The sequence below is a fragment of the Pirellulimonas nuda genome (assembly GCF_007750855.1).
Taxonomy (GTDB): Bacteria; Planctomycetota; Planctomycetia; order Pirellulales; family Lacipirellulaceae; genus Pirellulimonas; species Pirellulimonas nuda.
Genome location: NZ_CP036291.1, coordinates 196,504 through 213,535, shown reverse-complemented (window position 1 = coordinate 213,535; position 17,032 = coordinate 196,504). Strand labels below are relative to the sequence as shown.

Here is a 17,032-nt window from a genome sequence, read left to right as displayed (position 1 = left end):
CCCGTGTTCAGTTCAGTTTTCGCACGTTTTCTCCGGAGGCAACCTTGATGGGCGTCCAACAACTCGCCGCTTTCTGCTGCAGATGCCTGCCGCTCGCGGTCGCCGCGATCGTCTTGGCCGTCGGTTCGGCCGACGCGCAGCAGAAGACCCCCAACATCCTCTTCATCGTGTCGGACGACACCGGCTACGGCGACCTCGGCCCCTACGGCGGCGGCGTGGGACGCGGCATGCCGACCCCCAGCATCGACCGCTTGGCCGAAGAAGGGATGACCTTCTTCTCCTTCTACGCCCAGCCTAGCTGCACCCCGGGACGCGCCGCGATGCAGACCGGGCGCATCCCCAACCGCAGCGGCATGACCACCGTCGCGTTCCAGGGCCAGGGCGGCGGGCTGCCCAAGGCGGAGTGGACCCTTGCTTCGGTGCTGAAGAAGGCCGGCTACAAGACCTACTTCACCGGCAAGTGGCACCTGGGCGAGGCGGACTACGCGCTGCCCAACGCGCAGGGCTACGACGAGATGCGGTACTGCGGCCTCTACCACCTGAACGCCTACACCTACGCGGACCCCACCTGGTTCCCGGACATGGACCCCAAGCTGCGGGCCATGTTCGAGAAGGTGACCGTGGGCGCCCTCTCCGGTAAGGCCGGGGAGAAGGCCAAGGAAGACTTCAAGATCAACGGCCAGTACGTCAACAAGCCCGATGAGGACGTCACCCTGCACGGCGTGAACTACCCCGACGGCGTCGTCGGCATCCCCTACTTCGACGGGTACGTTGAGAAGGCGACGCTGGAGTTCCTCGACGACGCGGCCAAGAACAAGGACAAGCCGTTCTTCATCAACGTCAACTTCATGAAGGTCCACCAGCCGAACATGCCGGCGCCGGAGTTCGAGCACAAGTCGATGTCCAAGTCGAAGTTCGCCGACTCGGTGGTGGAGCTCGACACCCGCATCGGGCGGATCATGGACAAGCTGCGTGAGCTGGACCTGGACCAGGACACGCTGGTCTTCTACACCACCGACAACGGCGCCTGGCAGGACGTGTACCCCGACGCGGGCTACACCCCCTTCCGCGGCACCAAGGGGACCGTGCGCGAGGGTGGCAACCGCGTGCCCGCCATCGCGGTGTGGCCCGGCAAGATCAAGCCCGGAGTGCGCAACCACGACATCGTCGGCGGGCTCGACCTGATGGCCACGTTCGCCTCGGTGGCGGGGCTGGCGCTGCCGACCAAGGACCGCGAGGGTGAGCCGATCTACTTCGACAGCTACGACATGACCCCGCTGCTGACCGGCAAGGGCAAGTGCGAGCGGAACGAGTGGTTCTACTTTACCGAGAACGAGCTCACCCCCGGCGCCGCCCGCGTCGGCAACTACAAGGCGCTGTTCAACCTCCGCGGCGACGACGGTCAGCCGACCGGCGGCCTGGCGGTCGATAGCAACCTGGGTTGGAAAGGCGCCGAAAAGTACGTCGCCACCGTGCCGCAGGTGTTCGACCTGTGGGCCGACCCGCAGGAACGCTACGACATCTTCATGAACAACTTCACCGAACGCACCTGGATCATGGTCACGATCAGCGCCTCGATTAAGGACCTGATGAAGACCTACGTGAAGTACCCGCCGCGCAAACTGCAGAGCGAGACGTACACGGGACCGATTACCATCTCGAACTACCAACGCTTCATGTACGTGCGGGAAGCCCTCGAGCAGGAGGGGATCGGCATCCCGCTGCCTACGGGCAACTAGCCGACCGCCGCGTTCGCAGCGCCGATGCGGGCCCCCCTGCCCCGGGGGCCCGCATCTCTTTTTTTCGCGACTCTCAATCCAACCCCATTTGAAGCAGCTACCATGATCCCCACCCGCGCCCAACGCCCGCTGGGCGCCCTGATCGTCTGCCTCGCCGCCCTGGCGGCCTGCCCCGCCGGCGCCGTCGACCCCCTCCCCTCGTGGAATGACACCCCCGCCAAGCAGCGCATCCTGAGCTTCGTCGCCAAGGTGACCAACGAGGGCTCTGCGGACTTCGTCCCCCCCGAAGCACGGATCGCTACGTTCGACAACGACGGCACGCTGTGGTGCGAGCAGCCGATGTACGTGCAGCTCGCCTTTGCGCTCGCCCGCGTGAAGACCCTTGCGCCCCAGCACCCCGAGTGGCGCAACACGCAGCCCTTCCAGGCGGTTCTCGAGGACGACATGAAGGCCCTGGTGGCGGACGGCAAGCACGGGCTCGCGGAGCTCATCGCGGCCACCCACGCCGGGATGACCAGCGACCAGTTCGAGGAGATCGCCGGCGACTGGATCGCTGCCGCCAAGCACCCCCGCTTTAAGCAGCTCTACACGCAGTGCGTGTACCAGCCGCAGCTCGAGCTGCTGGATTACCTCCGCGCCAGCGGCTTCAAGACGTTCATCGTTTCGGGGGGCGGCATCGAGTTCATGCGGCCCTGGACCCAACGCGTGTACGGCATCGCCCCGCCCCAGGTGGTGGGCTCGAGCATCGTCACCGAGTTCCAGATCAAGGACGGCAAGCCCGTGCTGATGCGGCTGCCGAAGGTCAACTTCATCGACGACAAAGCGGGCAAGCCGGTCGGCATCGGCCAGCACATCGGCCAACGCCCCATCCTGGCCTTCGGCAACTCGGCCGGCGACCTCGAGATGCTGCAGTACACAACCGGCGGCGGCGGCGCCCGCCTAGGCCTGCTGGTCTACCACAACGACGCCCAGCGCGAGTACGCCTACGGCCCCGCCGGCGGCCTGCCCGACTCTAAGATCGGCACGTTCCCCCAGTCGCTGATGGACCAGGCCGAAAAGAGCGGCTGGGTGGTGGTTGGGATGAAGGACGATTGGGGACGGATTTTCCCGTTCGATCCGCAATAGAGGGTGGTCGGGCGCGTCGTACGCGGAAGGCCCTGGAGCGCTCGATGAGAACGGGGCGGATGCCGCGCGGGGCATTCCGGTTCAACACCCCTCTTCACTCCCCTGCCGGGTCGCGCCGTTCAGACGCCGGAGCGACCGCGTCAGCGCGAACGCGGTCGCGATTGCGATGACAAGTGCGTAGCCCGCGAATGCCGAGTACTCGTCCGAGATCCGCAGGTGGCGGGCCGCCGCCAGCGTCAAGCAAACCGCGGTCGTGATCATGAGCAGCGCCCGCATCGAGAACCGCGGCCAAGCGGGCAGCGGCGCCCCACCCTGCTGCGTGCAGGCGACTCTGGGCAGCACCCCCAGCACCACCACCCCGTGCAGCAACGCGTAGAGCCAAAGAAAGCTGCACACCCCCGGGTTCGCCTCGTGCGAGCCGATGCGGAACACGGCGATCGACGCAGCGATCGCCACCGTCACCGCCGGCGTTGCGGCGCTCAGCAGCACGACCCACAGGTTGCTCTGGCGGCGCCTGCAGAGCAGTGAAAAGAGCCCGAGCCCCGCCAGCAGCGGCCCGCTGAAGAGGATGCTCTCGACCGTATAAGTCGCCGCCGCGGCCGCGGCGAGCGCAACCAGCGAGATCAGCAGCAGGAGCTTGAAGGGTCGCGGGTGGGCTGTTTCCGAGGGTGGTTCGTCCGGGGGCGCCCCATCGGCGAGCGTAGCGGTCGAGTCCATCGGCATGCCGCAAGCTTAACCACGAGTCGCTACCTGGAACAAGCAACACCGGCGCCCCCGACGCCGTGTCCGGGGACGCCCTGAGGATTACGGGCGCCAGGGCTCGGGCCGCTGGAAGACCTCCTCGAGGCCGACCTCGGGCGCCGGGCCGCGGGCCCAGTCGACACGCTCCGCCCCCTGCGCGCCGGGGCCGTGGTTGCCCCGTTCGCTGTAGCGGATGGTGGACGGGTCGGTCACGCTCCACACCTGCCACCCCTCGGGGCGGACCGCGCCCGAGAGCTCGCAATCGATGAAGCTGGTCATGGCGTACGGACGCCAGGGGCGGCCCAGGTAGGTCTTCGCGTCGGGCTCGGCCGTCACGCGGCAGCGGTGGAAGAGGAACCCGTACGGCTGTTCGGGCGGGGTCGAGGCCGCGGTGATGAAGCCGCTGCCGAGGCAGTGGATGTCGCACTCCTCAAACCACGCCGTGGCGCCCCCGAAGATGAAGTCGACGTGCCCCTCGATCCGGCAGCGGTCGAAGTACTGCCGGCCGCGGTTCAGCAGGACGGTGTCTTGCCAGCCCAGCAGCCGGCAGTTGCGGAAGACCAGCTTGTCGCCGTCGCACCGCAGCGCGAGCGCCTGGCCCACGGGACCGGCCGCGTTCTCGATGGTGAGGTTCTCTACCTCAAAACCGTCGCCATCGATCTGCATCATAGCGGTGCGGAACGTGCCGATGGGCTCGCCATCGGCGCCCGGCATGTTGGCGTGCAGGCGGCCGGTGAGCGTGGTGGTCGCGGGGTCGTCGCCCACCAGCCGCAGGTAGCCCCGCTCGCGCTGCACGTAAACCCGCTCGTCGTAGACGCCCGGCTTCACGCGGATCACCCAAGGGGGCCCAGCGGCGCGGTGCGGCGCCGCCATCACGGCCGCTTGGATCGAATCAAAGTCGCCGCTGCCGTCGCGTGCAACGATCACGTCGGCGCGGTCCGGCCCGGCGGCGTGTGCGGCCAGCGGCGGCGCGATCAGCAGCAGCCAGGCGAGGATGAGAGGGCGGTGCGGGGATGGGTTCATGATGAGGGGCTTGGCTTGGGCGCCCGGCGCCGCGGTCCAGACCGGTCCGGATCGCCTGGATGAGATTAGACGACGCCGCCTATCGTACTCGGGTGGTCGGGCCGGGCGCCATGCTCTGCGCAAGCGTGGCGGCCTCCCGGGCGAGTACGTGTCCCATCGGCATCATCGCTCTGCTAGCCCCCGATGTTGGTTCGGTATTTGCAACAACGTCTGTATCGCATCTGCCACCCTCGTGTCTCACGGGCGTCGGGGGCGCTGCGCCATTTATGAGCCCCGGGGTCGCCAGAATGTTCTTCTTCTCGAATCGTACGGGGTGTCTTGGGTCGATCGCGATCTCACTGATCGCCACACTGGTGCTCTACCTGATCTTTAGGCAACCGGATTGGTTCTGCGTTATGCCGGGGGCCGCGCCCAGACGGATCAACACCAGCCCTTCCGCCCCGCCCGGGCAGCCGAGCACGGCGTACCGCCAACGATCAACACGCTGGGATGATCGCCGGCGCTTGGTTGTTGGGCGCTCGCATGCGACCCCTGTTGCAGAAGGCCACGGCGGAGCGGCTTGGCTCCGCGGGGCAGGGGTGCGCGCTTCTCTCGGTCCACAGCAAGAGGGCGCGCCGCTAGCCGAGCGCGTTGCGCTGGCAGCCTTGCTCGGCGAGGGCTGGACAAGCGGCACACCATTTGCCTGAGTGGTGGGGCGCGGTCGACTCGCGCCGGCACGATCGCCGGCGGCTGGCGATCGCGAGCGTTGTCAGCTCACCACCCAACAGCAGGAGAATAACCATGGCTATGCACACCCTTGCCGACGCGTTCTACGACGAACTACGCGACATCCTCAGCGCGGAGCGTCAGCTCACCAAGGCGCTGCCCAAGATGGCCAGGAACGCGGCGAGCGCCGACTTGAAGAAGGCGTTCGAGAGCCACTTGGCCGAGACCGAGAAGCACGTTGAGCGGGTAGAAAAAGCGTTCGAAGACACCGGCAAGACCGCCAAGGCCAAGACCTGCGAAGCGATGAAAGGCTTGATCACCGAGGCGTCGCACCTGCTGGAAGAAGAGGCCGAGCCCGCGGTGAAGGACGCGCTGCTGATCGCGGCCGCACAGAAGGTTGAGCACTACGAGATCGCGACCTACGGCGCCCTCTGCACGTGGGCCGAGGTGCTGGGCTACGCCGCCGCCCTGAAGCAGCTCAAGCAGAACATGGCCGAGGAAGAGAAGGCGGACGAGAAACTCACCAAGCTCTCAACCAAGATCAACAAGCAAGCCGCGTCCGGCCAGGCCGCCGGAGTCGCCTAATCCTAAGGAGCGGTCCGTGTAGAGTCGGGCCCGTCCCCGAGCGACCCCTCCCGCCGGCGGCGGCGGGAGGGCGCCTAGGGAATCGGCCACGGGGTCCCTAGCCGGAGCGGCCCCCAACCAGGCGACCAACAAGCCTAGGAGCGGAGATGACGCTGTCGGCCGGATATATCGCAGCCGTAGTGGGGTCGAGCGCGCTCGTCTACGCGGTCGTCCTGCTGTGCACCCGGCTGGCGGGGCTGCGCAGCTTCTCCAAGATGTCCGCGTCCGACTTCGCGATGACCGTGGCGGTAGGGTCGCTGTTCGCTTCGACCGCTGTTTCTCCCGACAAGCAATTGATCCCGGGGCTGGTCGCGATCGCCACCCTGTTCAGCGGCCAGCTCATGATCGCGGTCGTGCGCAAGAACGCGCCCTGGGCGAGCGACGTGATCGACAATCAGCCCCTGCTGCTCATGCGTCACGGAAAGATCATCGACGCCAATATGCAGCAAGCCCACGTGACCCGAGCGGACCTCTTCGCAAAGCTCCGCGAGGCGAACGCCTGCAAGGTTGACGACGTGCTGGCCGTGGTCTTTGAGACCACCGGAGACATCTCGGTGCTGCACAGCGACACCGGGGACCTCGACCCCGAGATACTCGAAGGGGTCCTGCACGGCGCCCACGAAACGGGGGCATGAGACCTGAAGGGGGGAAACCACTACCGAGCGACGCATGCCAACGCCGGCATGGCGCCCGCAGCCCGGCTAGCCGGCATCAACTTCGACCACGATCTCCCGCCACCGTGTGACGCGCGGGCGCCGAAGATGTCTAGCCAGGCCCGTCCGCCGGCAGGTTCACCTACCTTTGCCGTTGGCGGCGGGTGTTCATCATAGGTCGGCGTTGAAGGTAGGTGAACCCGCCGGAGCATAGGGGTCACGGTGGCGGCGTTGCTGGCCGGCGGAACCACCTACCCTACGTTACTTCAGCATGGGGCGGCGGGCGGCCGTGAAGCCACGGGGCTTTCGCCAGGATCATGCAATCTCGGAGCCGCCCACATCGCAACGCCGGCCAGCAAGGCTAGCAGCACGGCGGTGGGTTCGGGGACCGCGGCCCCATCCGAGACGCTCGTTTCACTCACCGCGGGTTGGCCGAAGTTGTTCCTCCAGGTGAGGTAGTCGAATGCGTCGATGACTAGGTCGCCGTTGGCGTCCGCAACCAGGCCCACGCCGCTCGCCCCCTGGGTGTCGCGCCACACGGTGTAGTCGGCGGCGTCGATCATGCCGTCGCCGTTGTAGTCGCCGCCAATGGGGGCGACGCCGGGGAGTTGGGCGGTGAAGATGCCGCTGCTGCCGTCGGTGAAGGTGAGGATGAGCGCGATGAGACCCGAATCCGTGAAAGATGTCGTACCCGGCAACCCGCCTCCAAAGTCGACGTCAGAAATCGTCCGCAGGTCTTCTCCGTTGCCCGGATCAACATCGAAGACGTCGCCGCTGCGAAGGATCGGAATGATCAGGCCATCGATCGACGCCCACAGCCCCTTATTGTTGGTGCTGTCGACCTGCATTGAAGTAGCAAGCAACCCGCCAAAGACAACGTCTCCGTGGTTGTTCATGGCTGAGGTCCAAAGGTGGCGAAAATGAATCCCGGGCCCCAGGTTGGGCCCCGGTCCGTCGGTGCCGGCTCGCGCTACAAGCGAGAGCCCTTCAGGAGTTGATTCCCAGATCCCGACGTTGTTCGAAGCGTCGACCCCGGCGCCGGTGACGTACGAGCCGAAGACCATGTCGCCGGTCGCGTTGACAGACGGAGAGAAGAGGTCGGAAAATCCCGTGCGGAAATGGACATCCGGACCAAGGGTAGGGCCGTACCCGGCGGTGGTTCCCTCGGCGCCCGTCCGCGCCACCGGGGACAACGCCCCGTCGCGGTGGACCCAGATGCCCGTATCGTTGGTCGAGTTCACGCCGGCGCCGGTGAGCTTCGCTGAGAACACAACGCTACCCTCATCGCTGAGGGCGGGGCCGCCAAAGATATTTCCAAAATACACGTCGGAGCCAACACCCGGCCCGGGTCCGGCCGCGCCTTCTCGCGCTACGGCGAAAAGCGATCCTCCAACATTCGACCAGATGCCACTGTTGTTCGAGTTGTTGATCGCTGTGCCGGACAACCAGCCGAAGAACGCCACCTCGCCTGCTGCGTTGATCGCAGGAACAGAACTGCTCGATGAAGTTCCACTTGGCGTGAAGGCGTAGAAGTCTGCTCCCTCACCCACATTCGGCCCCGGTCCTTCCATTCCGGTACCTGCGACAACAGCAAGATTGGCGTCTGTGCCGGCAAGGATGCTAGAGACGCTTGGTCCGTATCTGACTTCTGTCAGTCGTGCGTGAACAACGACCGTTCCACTCGAACTCGCGCCGTGGTTCTGGATACTCACGTTGGGGTAGTCGTAACTGCCAGTTGGGAGAGGCTGGCGCCCGCGCAGCACTAACGATGTGTTGCCTTCGGCGTAAGACAGGATGGTCGAATTGTTCGATGAGGTCACCTGAGGTCCGCTCAACAGTCCTCGGAAACTCACAGTATCTCCGAACTGATAGGGCCCGAGGATGGCGCCGTAGTAACTCCCATCACCGAGATTCGGCCCCGGCCCAGCGGCGCCTTCGCGGGCGAACGCGGTGGGGCCGCTCCCACTGCTGACCCAGAGGCCGGAATTGTTGGAGGTCCCGACGCCCGGCCCTTCCAGATCGGCGTAGTAGGTGACATCGCCCGCCGCATTCAAGAGAGCGCCGAAGGGGAACCTATTGAAGTGGACGTCGGCTTCCACAGCTGGCCCGAGGCCGAGCGCGCTCCCCTCCGCACCGCTCAGCGCGATTGTGTTGTACGTAACCGCTCCCGCGTGATCCGCGGCCACACTCGCCAGCGTGATGGCCGCGGCATAGTGAGCAAACCAACGCCCCCACCGAACCCACACGCTGGGGCGGGGCTGATTCTTATTGGAACGAGCGTTGGCTGGTCTACGCATCAATCACCGCAATGCTGGCCGAGACGGCGCTGTTTGAGGGCGTGTTCGCGCCGAGGGATTCAGTTTAGACCCCGGCGCGTATCCTTGCCAGTTTTGTGATGCTGCTTAGCCCGGCCCGGCGCCATGTTCCACGCTTGCATGGGCATCGCGGTGTAGTTGGGACGGTACTGCCGGACGTCACCTGTCCATGCGAGCGTGGAACATGGCATCCGCCGTAGGTGAAAAGATAGCCTGACGCCTTCCCCCTCAAAACCGCACGTAGCGTTTCCAAGTAATCCGCGTCTCCTCCTCATCAACGCCGCGGGTGACGATCAGCGTGGTCGACGTCGTCGCGGTGTTGACCAGGATCGTGTGCATCGCGAACGGGCGGCCCTCCGACTCGTCGGAGAAGAGGACCGATCGGCCCTCTTGGGGGTCGGCCTCGGCTGGTTCCGCGTCTTCGGGTTCTGCGTCGGCCGGTTCGTCTTCGGGGGCCGGCGTCAGCAGGGTGTGGTAGAAGGCGAGCACCTTGGCGACCGGGTCGGGGGTGGTCATCGTCGTGCTGCACATGATTGACGGCGTGGTGCGATCGCCGGCGCCGTTCACGGTGGCGGCGTCGGCCATCTTGGCGCCGTTGATCTTGGCATCGGGGTAGCGCCACTGCGACACCGTTTGCAGCAGGCTCACCGGCTCGTCGGCCGTCGCCGTGGCGGCGAGAAGGGAAAGGGCGAGCAGCGCCGCGGCGGATGACCGCATGGGTGACTCGTGTTGGGTGGAAGTTCGGCGGGGCTGTCAGGCGAAGTCGGCTCTACCAACTCAAACCACGAACGCCCCACCGGCAGCGGGAGGGGGCCGGCCGGCGGGGCGTCGGGTGGAGGGGCCGGGGCGCGGTTGGCGCCTCGACCCCCATCGGTTTGAAAAAAAGGCGCTGCCAGCGGGCTCGTCACCCTAAGCTTCATGCGACCGGCAGCACAAAGAAGCTTTCAGCTATCAGCTTTCAGCGGTCAGCTTTTTTGCGGTCAACTCGCTGACCGCTGACCGCTGACAGCTTTCTTTAGCTACACCCCATGCTCGCTCCGCAGTTGTGGCACAGGTAGCAGTTGCCGTTGCGGACGGTGATCTCGCCGCACACGTCGCACGGCGGGGCGTCTGCCTGGAAGCCGGCGAACTGCTCGCCGCGCGTGCCGTGCGGGTGGCCATCGTCGTTCGTCGGCGCCATCACGCCCGCCTGCTCCAGCAGCTTCGCGTCGAACCGCGGCTTGGCGCCGTTGGCGTTGCCGTTGCCGTTGACGTGGCCGTTCAGGTGGCTGCCGTTGGGCTTGCTGGCCGTCTGGGCGGCCGGTTTGGCGTCTTGTCCCTTGTCCGTGGGCCGTTGGGTGACCTGCCCGCCGGCCTTCTTGGCGACGGGCGCGGTGTCTGTCTCGTCAGAATCGGTCTCGGGGGATAGCTGGCCGTAGCCGGTGAGCTTGCCTTCGCTCGCCTCCTTGTAGCCGGGCAGGAAGTGGATCCCCAGCCAGCGGAAGATGTAGTCGATCAGGCTCTTGGCGATGCGGATGTCGGGGTTCTTGGTGAATCCCTGCGGCTCGAACCGCACGTGGCTGAACTTCCGCACGTAGTCCGCCAGGGGGACGCCGTACTGCAGGCTCATCGAGACGCTGGTGCCCAGCGCGTCCATCAGGCCGCCGATGGTGCTCCCTTCCTTGGCCATGGAGATGAACAGCTCGCCGGGGCGTCCGTCCGGGAAGAGGCCCACGGTGAAGTAGCCCTCGTGCCCGCTCACGCTGAACTTGTGCGTGATGCTGTTGCGCGTGTCGGGCAGGCGTTCGCGGCGGGGGCGAGAGACCGTTGCTTCGGGCATCTGCCCGGCGCCCTTGCCCTCGCCCTTCTTGGTGTTCAGCGGCTGCGAGTCCTTCGAGCCGTCGCGGTAGATGGCCAGCGCCTTCAGGCCGAGCTTCCAGCCGTCGTAGTACGCCTGGGAGATCTCTTCCGGCGTGGTGTCGCGCGGCATGTTCACCGTCTTCGAGATGGCGCCCGACAGGAACGGCTGCGCGGCCGCCATCATGGTGATGTGCGCCTTCCAGCGGATGCTGCGGGTGCCGGCCGCGGGGGTGAACGCACAGTCGAACACCGGCAGGTGCTCCGGCTTGAGGTCCGCGGCGCCCTCGATGGTGTCGTCGCGGTCGATGGCCGACAGGATCGACTCGATCTCCGGTTGGTCGTAGCCGAGGGTCTGCAGCGCCAGCGGCACGGTGCGGTTGACGATCTTCAGCATGCCGCCGCCGGCGAGCTGCTTGTACTTCACCAGGGCGATGTCCGGCTCGATGCCGGTGGTGTCGCAGTCCATCATGAAGCTGATGGTGCCGGTGGGCGCCAGCACCGTGGCCTGGGCGTTGCGGTAGCCGTGCGCGGCGCCGGCGGCCAGCACCTCGTCCCAGGTGCGTCGGGCGGCGTCTACCAGGTCGGTGGGGCACGACTCGTGGATGTGCTCCACCGCGTCGCGGTGCATCTGCATCACGCGGCCCATGGGCTCCGCGTTCTGCTCGTAGGCGTCGAACGGCCCGACCGCCTCACTCAGCTCGGCGCTGGTGAGGTTGGCGGCGCCGTGCAGCAGCGAGGTGATGGCGCCGCACACGCCGCGGCCCTCGTCGGAGTCGTAGGGCAGGCCGCTAGACATCAGCAGGCTGCCCAGGTTGGCGTAGCCCAGGCCCAGCGGGCGGAAGCGGTGGCTGTTGCGGGCGATGTCCGGCGTGGGGTAGCTGGCGTGGTCGACCAGGATCTCCTGGGCGATGAAGAACACCCGGCAGGCCGCCTGGAAGCGCTCGTGGTCGAACGTGCCGTCCGCCTGACGGAACTTCATCAGGTTGATGCTGGAGAGGTTGCAGGCCGTGTCGTCGAGGAACATGTACTCGCTGCACGGGTTCGACGCGTTGATGCGTCCGCTTTCCGGGCAGGTGTGCCAGCGGTTGATGGTGGTGTCGTACTGCACGCCGGGGTCGCCGCAGTGCCAGGCGCAGTCGGCCATGCGGGCCATCACGTCGCGGGCCTTGTAGGTGGGGCCGGGGACGCTGGCGTCGGTCACCCAGTGGGTGGTCCAGTCGGCGTCCGCGTCGAAGGCGGCCATGAAGTCGTCGGTCAGGCGGATGCTGAGGTTGGCGTTCTGGAACATGACGGAGCTGTAGGCTTCGCCGTTGAAGTTGGCCTCGTACTTGCCGCTGGCGATCAGCGTCTGGGCCTTCTGCTCCTCACGCCACTTGCACTCGATGAACTCCATCACGTCGGGGTGCCAGACCTTGATGGACTGCATCTTGGCGGCGCGGCGGGTCTTGCCGCCGCTCTTCACCACCGCGGCGATCTGGTCGTACACGCGCATGAACGACAGCGGCCCGGAGGGGACGCCGCCGCCGGAGAGCTTCTCTCTGCGGCTACGCAGCGTGGAGACGTCGGTGCCGGTGCCGGAGCCGAACTTGAACAGCATCGCCTCGCTGGTCGCCAGGCGCATGATGTCTTCCATGTTGTCCCCGACGCGCTGGATGAAGCACGCCGAACCCTGGGGGAACTCGTACGGGTTCTCCGGCTGGCAGACCTCTTGGGCCACGGGGTCCCAGCGCCAGTTGCACGAGTCGCCGGTCACGCCGTACTGGTGGTACAGGCCGACGTTGAACCACACCGGCGAGTTGAACGCCCCGTGCTGGTGCAGGCACAACCAGGTGAGGTCGCGGTAGAACCGCTCGCCGTCGGCCGGCGTGGCGAAGTAGCCGTCCTCCAGCCCCCAGTCGGAAATCGTGCGGCTCACGCGGTGCACGAGCTGGCGGACGCTGTACTCGCGCTGCTCGGAGCCCACCTCGCCGTAAAAGTACTTGCTGCAGATGACGTTGGTGGCCAGTTGGCTCCAGAACGTCGGCACTTCGCAGTTGGTCTGCTCGAACAGCACGTCGCCGTTCTCGCCCTTGATCTGCGAGGTGCGGATGTCCCAGTTCACGGTGTCGAACGGGTCGGCGACAGCGCCCTCACCCGACTCTGGCGGGCAGAACGTGGCGTCGATCTTCAGCCGGCCGCGGAAACGCTTGGCCGGCTTGCCAGCGGTGGTCATAGACGCCTTAGCGTGAGAGCCGTTGGCCGAACCCACGGCGTTGGTGGATTGGGGCGCAGCGGTAGAAGATGGGGAAGACATCGCAACCTCCTGTTGATGAACGAGAACGGGCATCCATTCCATGTTGACAGATATACATCCGTATATCTATCGCTGTAGTGCGTATCGGTCCGGGAGGGCCGTGCGCTCGCAGCTGATCACTACCGCTACATGTTGTTCGGGCCACCCGAAACCGGGCCAAAAGCCGGAATTAGGCCCCGAGGCGACACTAGATATTGTAGCCGATGCCCATTGGACTACAACATTTGGGTCGCTGAGGGGCAAATCTTACGCTTCTAGACAGCCCTGTCAATGCTATTCATGGTATTTCGTAAGTCGCTAGCACACAACAGGTTGTGGAAAGTGCGAAGAACCCGCGTACGAAATGTGAAGCTTCGGCGTAGAACGTAACGTGCTAGCAGGTCATGAGTTACGCCTCGCGACGCGGGCGGTCAGCTTTCAGCGATCAGCGTTCAGCTTTTCGTTTGCCGGTCCTAGACTCGTGAGCCGGGGCGTCCTCGCCCCCGGCGCGTCGCCGTGCGACCGACCCGGCCAAACTCCCTCCCCCCGCGCCGGGGGTGGGGACACCCCGGCTCACACGGGCGTGGAAAGCCCGCTGGTCGGGACCGCCGCGGTTTGGTAATGCCTACCCCATGTCGCCCGCCCCCCGCGTCCGCCGCCGTGTCGCGATGCTAGCGGCCGTTGCGCTGGCCGCGACGGGCTGCCACGGGTCGCGTTGGGCGCGGACCGACCCCGACTACGCCCGCAAGTACCCCGACCACAGCGACCGGCCGGTGCAGATGGCCAAGCAGGCGGTCGACGCGCGTTACGTGGCCGGCAAGGAGGGGGTCTACACGAACGTCTTAGGTCCCATCGACACCGGCGCGGTGGGTGTCAGCTTCGGCAAGTTCGAGTACGGCCCTATGCCTTGGTACGAGGGTCACTACGGCCTGGCTGGGCTGATTGACACGACCTCCGAGTCGATCTCGATCGGTATTGAAGGGGGCCTCAGGTTGCAGTCACCAACACGCCTGGCGCCTTTCGTCGGCGTCGGCGGTTATGCGGGTTTTACTCCGACAACTCTATTCTCATCGAACGACGACGACCGTTACTCAAGCCCCTTCATGGATGAACCGGACGAGCCGACCGAGAACGCCGACCTGGTCTTCGCTGCGTTGCCCGAAGCGGGCGTCCACTTCTGGCTCACGCCACACGTCCGCCTGACCGGCTCGGCGACGTACATCGCCAGCGTGTCGACCGGCGGCGGCAGCGGCGATGCGTTCGGTTGGAACTGCGGCCTCTCGTTCCTCACGTCGCGCAAAGTGCCGCGCCACCCCTACTGCGGCGACTCGGTCGCCATCGCGCCGGCGCCCGCGCTCACGCAGGAAGAGGACGACCTCTGGCCGAGCGAACCCCTGCCCTGGACCGTCGGCGAGACGCCTCTCGCCGACCCGTCGGGGGCCGCCGCGCCCGAGGTCCTCGAGGCCTACCGCAACCTGCGCATCGACGCGGGGGGCGCCGTCGTCCGCTAAACAGTAGAGTGCGATGAAGCGCAGCGGAATCGCACCGGGCGGGGGAGTACGTTTTCGTGACGGAGACCGCATCGTGGTGCGATTGCGCTGCGCTGCATCGCCCCCTACAACACCGTGTCGGCAAGACGCGTCAGCGTTTCTCGCAGCTCTTCACCCGGGAACAAGAAGTACGGGTGCTCGCGCGAGAGGGCGATCCGTCGCGCCCGGTCGCGCGCGCGGGCCGGTCCGCGTTGGGCCTCGAGCCGCTCGCGCTCGTCGGTCAGAAGCGCGCCCAGCGCCGCATTGGCCGCGACGATCCCGCGGTGCCGCTCGGCCGCGTTCGCGGGGGTCTTGGCGGTCTCGATCCAGCGCAGCTTGTGGGCGATGGCGTCGGAGGCGTCGGGCCGATCGGCCAGGGGGCGTTCGGGGTGGAACTCGATCTCGCGTAGCCGCCGGTCGATGTCGGCCTCGGTGGTGCCCTCGAGGGCACCTGTGGCGCCGATCGGCAGGTGCAGCGTGGCGGAGAGCGTCAGGTAGGTCGGGGGCTCGAGGCCGAAGTAGTGGCGGAACAGGTCGTCGGTCACGCCGTCGTACTTGGCGCCCCCGATGCCGTGCAGGAACAAGTCGCACAGCAGCAGGCGGGCGAAGAGCGTGGTGGTTAGCGCGCGGGTACGCAGCTTCACCCCCTGGGCCGGCAGCCGGGCCAGCGTCGCGGCGAGTTGTTCTGACGGCGCCTCGATGCGCCACCCGGCGTGATCGGTCAGCAGCACGCGGTCGGCTTCTGGGCGCGAGAACACGGCGCGGCGCTCGGGGTCGCCCGCGGTCCAGACCCAGAAGGGAGACTCGGTCCAGCGGTCGTCGCCCGCCAGGTCGCCGGCCAGGTCGGGGGCGGGGTGGGCGCGGTTCCGCAGCTTGTGCGCGGTGCGGTAGCGGGCGAGCGCGGCGTTGTACGCGTCGCGGAAGCGCGGCGCGTCGGCCAGCAGGTGCGCGGCGAAGGCCGCCATCGCCGGGCCGTCGCACACCGCGCTCAGGGGCGCCTCGAGGTTCTCCAGCCCCCACCGGCGTTCGAGCCGCACACGCAGCCGGGTCCACGCCTCGCCCAGGGGCGCCCCGTCGGCGGCCGCGGCGACCGCGTCGGGCCAGCACTGGGTGATCAGCGGCCCCTCGACCAGCGGCCCGAGCGTGGCCGCCGTGCGGGCAGCAAAGGAGTCCCAGACCTGGCGCGACTCGATCGGCCGGTTCTCGAACGGCGCCGGCGGCGCGGGGCGGTCGTAGGGGACCGCTTGGTACGCCAGGTCGGCGATCGCGCCGGTCGGCACGTTCACGGTCGGCGCGGCGCCGAGGTCGCTGTCGATGATCAGGTGCACCCCCACCGCGCCGGTCTTGCGACTTAGCGCGCCGAGCGCGAAGTTCTTCCACCAGACGCCGGGGTGGCAGGGGCCGGGTTGGTGGCCGGTGAGGATCAGCGGGGCGCTGGCGGCGGAGGGTGCGCCCGATGCTCCGGCGCCAGAAGCCGAGACGGGCGCCGACGGCTCGCCCAGCAGCGACGCGGTGTAGCGATTGGCGGTCGCGAGCAGCTCTTGTCTGGCTGCGGTGCGGAGCTCGGCGAGGGGGCGGCCCGCGATGCGCACGCCGCCATCCGTCAGCCGGCGGGCGTTCTGCCGCAGCAATGCGCCTACGCCCGGCTCGGCCGGTTCTACCAGCGTGGCGCCGGACGCCTTGGGCGCCCGGTAACGCGCGTAAGCCCCGCTCAACACATTTCCATCGGCGCCGCCTGCCGTTGGCCTCGGCCGCGGCGCTCTGCGACGCGGGCCTGGGCGCGATCGATCACGTCGCGGTAGTGGGCGAGCCGTTGCTCTGCGATGTCGAGGGCGCCGCCGAAGCTGCGCTTCTCATCGAGGTAGATCAGCGGCACCGCCACCTCGCGGATGCTGAGGCCGGCCGCGGCGGCCTGCACCCAGAACTCGAGCGGCATCGCGTAGCCGTCGTCTTGCAGCACCAGCTTGCGCAGCGCCTCGACCCGGTACGCCTTGAAGCCGCAGAACGCGTCGGTGAGCGACAGGCCCAACCGCTCGTTCAGCTCTGCGGTGATGGTCTGGTTGATCCGCCGGCGGTCGGCGGGGGCGGGCTTGGTGTCTTGGTGGAAGGTCTCCAGGTACCGGCTGCCCGAGACGATATCCACTCCGTCGCAAGCAGTGATCAGCGACTGGATCCGCTGCGGCTCGTGCTGGCCGTCGCAGTCGATGGTGACCACCACGTCGTAGTCGTTGCGCATGGCGTGGCAGAACGCGCTGCGCAGGGCGGCGCCGTAGCCGCGGTTTTCGGGGTGGCGGACCACCTGCACATCGGTGCGCGCGGCCAGCAGGTCGCTGGTGCCGTCGGTGGAGCCGTCGTCCACCACCAGCACGTCGTCGGCGTGCCGGACGACCTGATCGAGGACCTTACAGACGTGGGCCGCTTCGTTGAAAACGGGCAGCGCGGTGAGCGAGCGTGGGCGGGGCGACAT

Annotated in this window: 12 protein-coding genes; 5 read left to right on the top strand and 7 right to left on the bottom strand. The window is 67.1% G+C overall.

Annotated features, from left to right (window positions below):
- Window positions 1–47: 47 nt before the first annotated feature.
- Both Pla175_RS00840 and Pla175_RS00835 read left to right on the top strand, forming a co-directional pair.
- Window positions 48–1,739, top strand: coding sequence for an arylsulfatase (locus tag Pla175_RS00840; RefSeq protein WP_145280379.1), 1,692 nt, complete (start codon window positions 48–50; stop codon window positions 1,737–1,739).
- A gap of 102 nt (window positions 1,740–1,841) precedes the next feature.
- Window positions 1,842–2,864, top strand: a complete 1,023-nt coding sequence (locus Pla175_RS00835; RefSeq protein WP_145280376.1) for an HAD family hydrolase — start codon at window positions 1,842–1,844, stop codon at window positions 2,862–2,864.
- Between the two features lie 81 nt (window positions 2,865–2,945).
- Here Pla175_RS00835 and Pla175_RS00830 read toward each other — a convergent pair whose 3' ends face one another.
- Window positions 2,946–3,587: a hypothetical protein gene (locus Pla175_RS00830; protein ID WP_145280374.1), complete on the bottom strand. Its 642-nt coding sequence runs from the start codon at window positions 3,585–3,587 to the stop codon at window positions 2,946–2,948.
- A gap of 81 nt (window positions 3,588–3,668) precedes the next feature.
- Window positions 3,669–4,628 (bottom strand): pectinesterase family protein, encoded by a 960-nt coding sequence (locus Pla175_RS00825; RefSeq protein ID WP_145280372.1) that lies wholly within the window; start codon window positions 4,626–4,628, stop codon window positions 3,669–3,671.
- A gap of 780 nt (window positions 4,629–5,408) precedes the next feature.
- Between Pla175_RS00825 and Pla175_RS00815 the strand changes: the two genes are divergently transcribed.
- Together Pla175_RS00815 and Pla175_RS00810 are read left to right on the top strand one after the other, a co-directional pair.
- The gene (locus tag Pla175_RS00815; protein WP_145280368.1) at window positions 5,409–5,918 is read left to right on the top strand and encodes a YciE/YciF ferroxidase family protein; all 510 of its coding nucleotides are present in this window, start codon (window positions 5,409–5,411) and stop codon (window positions 5,916–5,918) included.
- A gap of 146 nt (window positions 5,919–6,064) precedes the next feature.
- The gene (locus tag Pla175_RS00810) at window positions 6,065–6,592 is read left to right on the top strand and encodes a DUF421 domain-containing protein (protein ID WP_145280366.1); all 528 of its coding nucleotides are present in this window, start codon (window positions 6,065–6,067) and stop codon (window positions 6,590–6,592) included.
- 284 nt (window positions 6,593–6,876) lie between these two features.
- Here the strand turns inward: Pla175_RS00810 and Pla175_RS26945 are convergent, their stop codons facing one another.
- The 3 genes from Pla175_RS26945 to Pla175_RS00795 form a co-directional block, all read right to left on the bottom strand.
- Window positions 6,877–8,907, bottom strand: coding sequence for a DUF7453 family protein (locus Pla175_RS26945; RefSeq protein WP_391527849.1), 2,031 nt, complete (start codon window positions 8,905–8,907; stop codon window positions 6,877–6,879).
- 246 nt (window positions 8,908–9,153) lie between these two features.
- Window positions 9,154–9,642 (bottom strand): hypothetical protein, encoded by a 489-nt coding sequence (locus Pla175_RS00800; RefSeq protein WP_145280362.1) that lies wholly within the window; start codon window positions 9,640–9,642, stop codon window positions 9,154–9,156.
- A 298-nt stretch (window positions 9,643–9,940) separates the two neighbouring features.
- Window positions 9,941–13,057, bottom strand: a complete 3,117-nt coding sequence (locus tag Pla175_RS00795) for a vitamin B12-dependent ribonucleotide reductase (RefSeq protein ID WP_145280360.1) — start codon at window positions 13,055–13,057, stop codon at window positions 9,941–9,943.
- A 611-nt stretch (window positions 13,058–13,668) separates the two neighbouring features.
- On the opposite strand from Pla175_RS00795, the gene Pla175_RS00790 reads away from it, so the two are divergent.
- On the top strand, window positions 13,669–14,547 hold the full coding sequence (locus Pla175_RS00790) for a hypothetical protein (protein WP_145280358.1): 879 nt from the start codon (window positions 13,669–13,671) through the stop codon (window positions 14,545–14,547).
- A 104-nt stretch (window positions 14,548–14,651) separates the two neighbouring features.
- Here Pla175_RS00790 and Pla175_RS00785 read toward each other — a convergent pair whose 3' ends face one another.
- Window positions 14,652–16,280, bottom strand: coding sequence for a hypothetical protein (locus Pla175_RS00785; protein ID WP_145280356.1), 1,629 nt, complete (start codon window positions 16,278–16,280; stop codon window positions 14,652–14,654).
- Complete coding sequence (locus Pla175_RS00780) at window positions 16,277–17,032, bottom strand: glycosyltransferase family 2 protein (RefSeq protein WP_145280354.1); 756 nt, start codon at window positions 17,030–17,032, stop codon at window positions 16,277–16,279. Before Pla175_RS00780 ends, Pla175_RS00785 begins: the two co-directional genes overlap by 4 nt.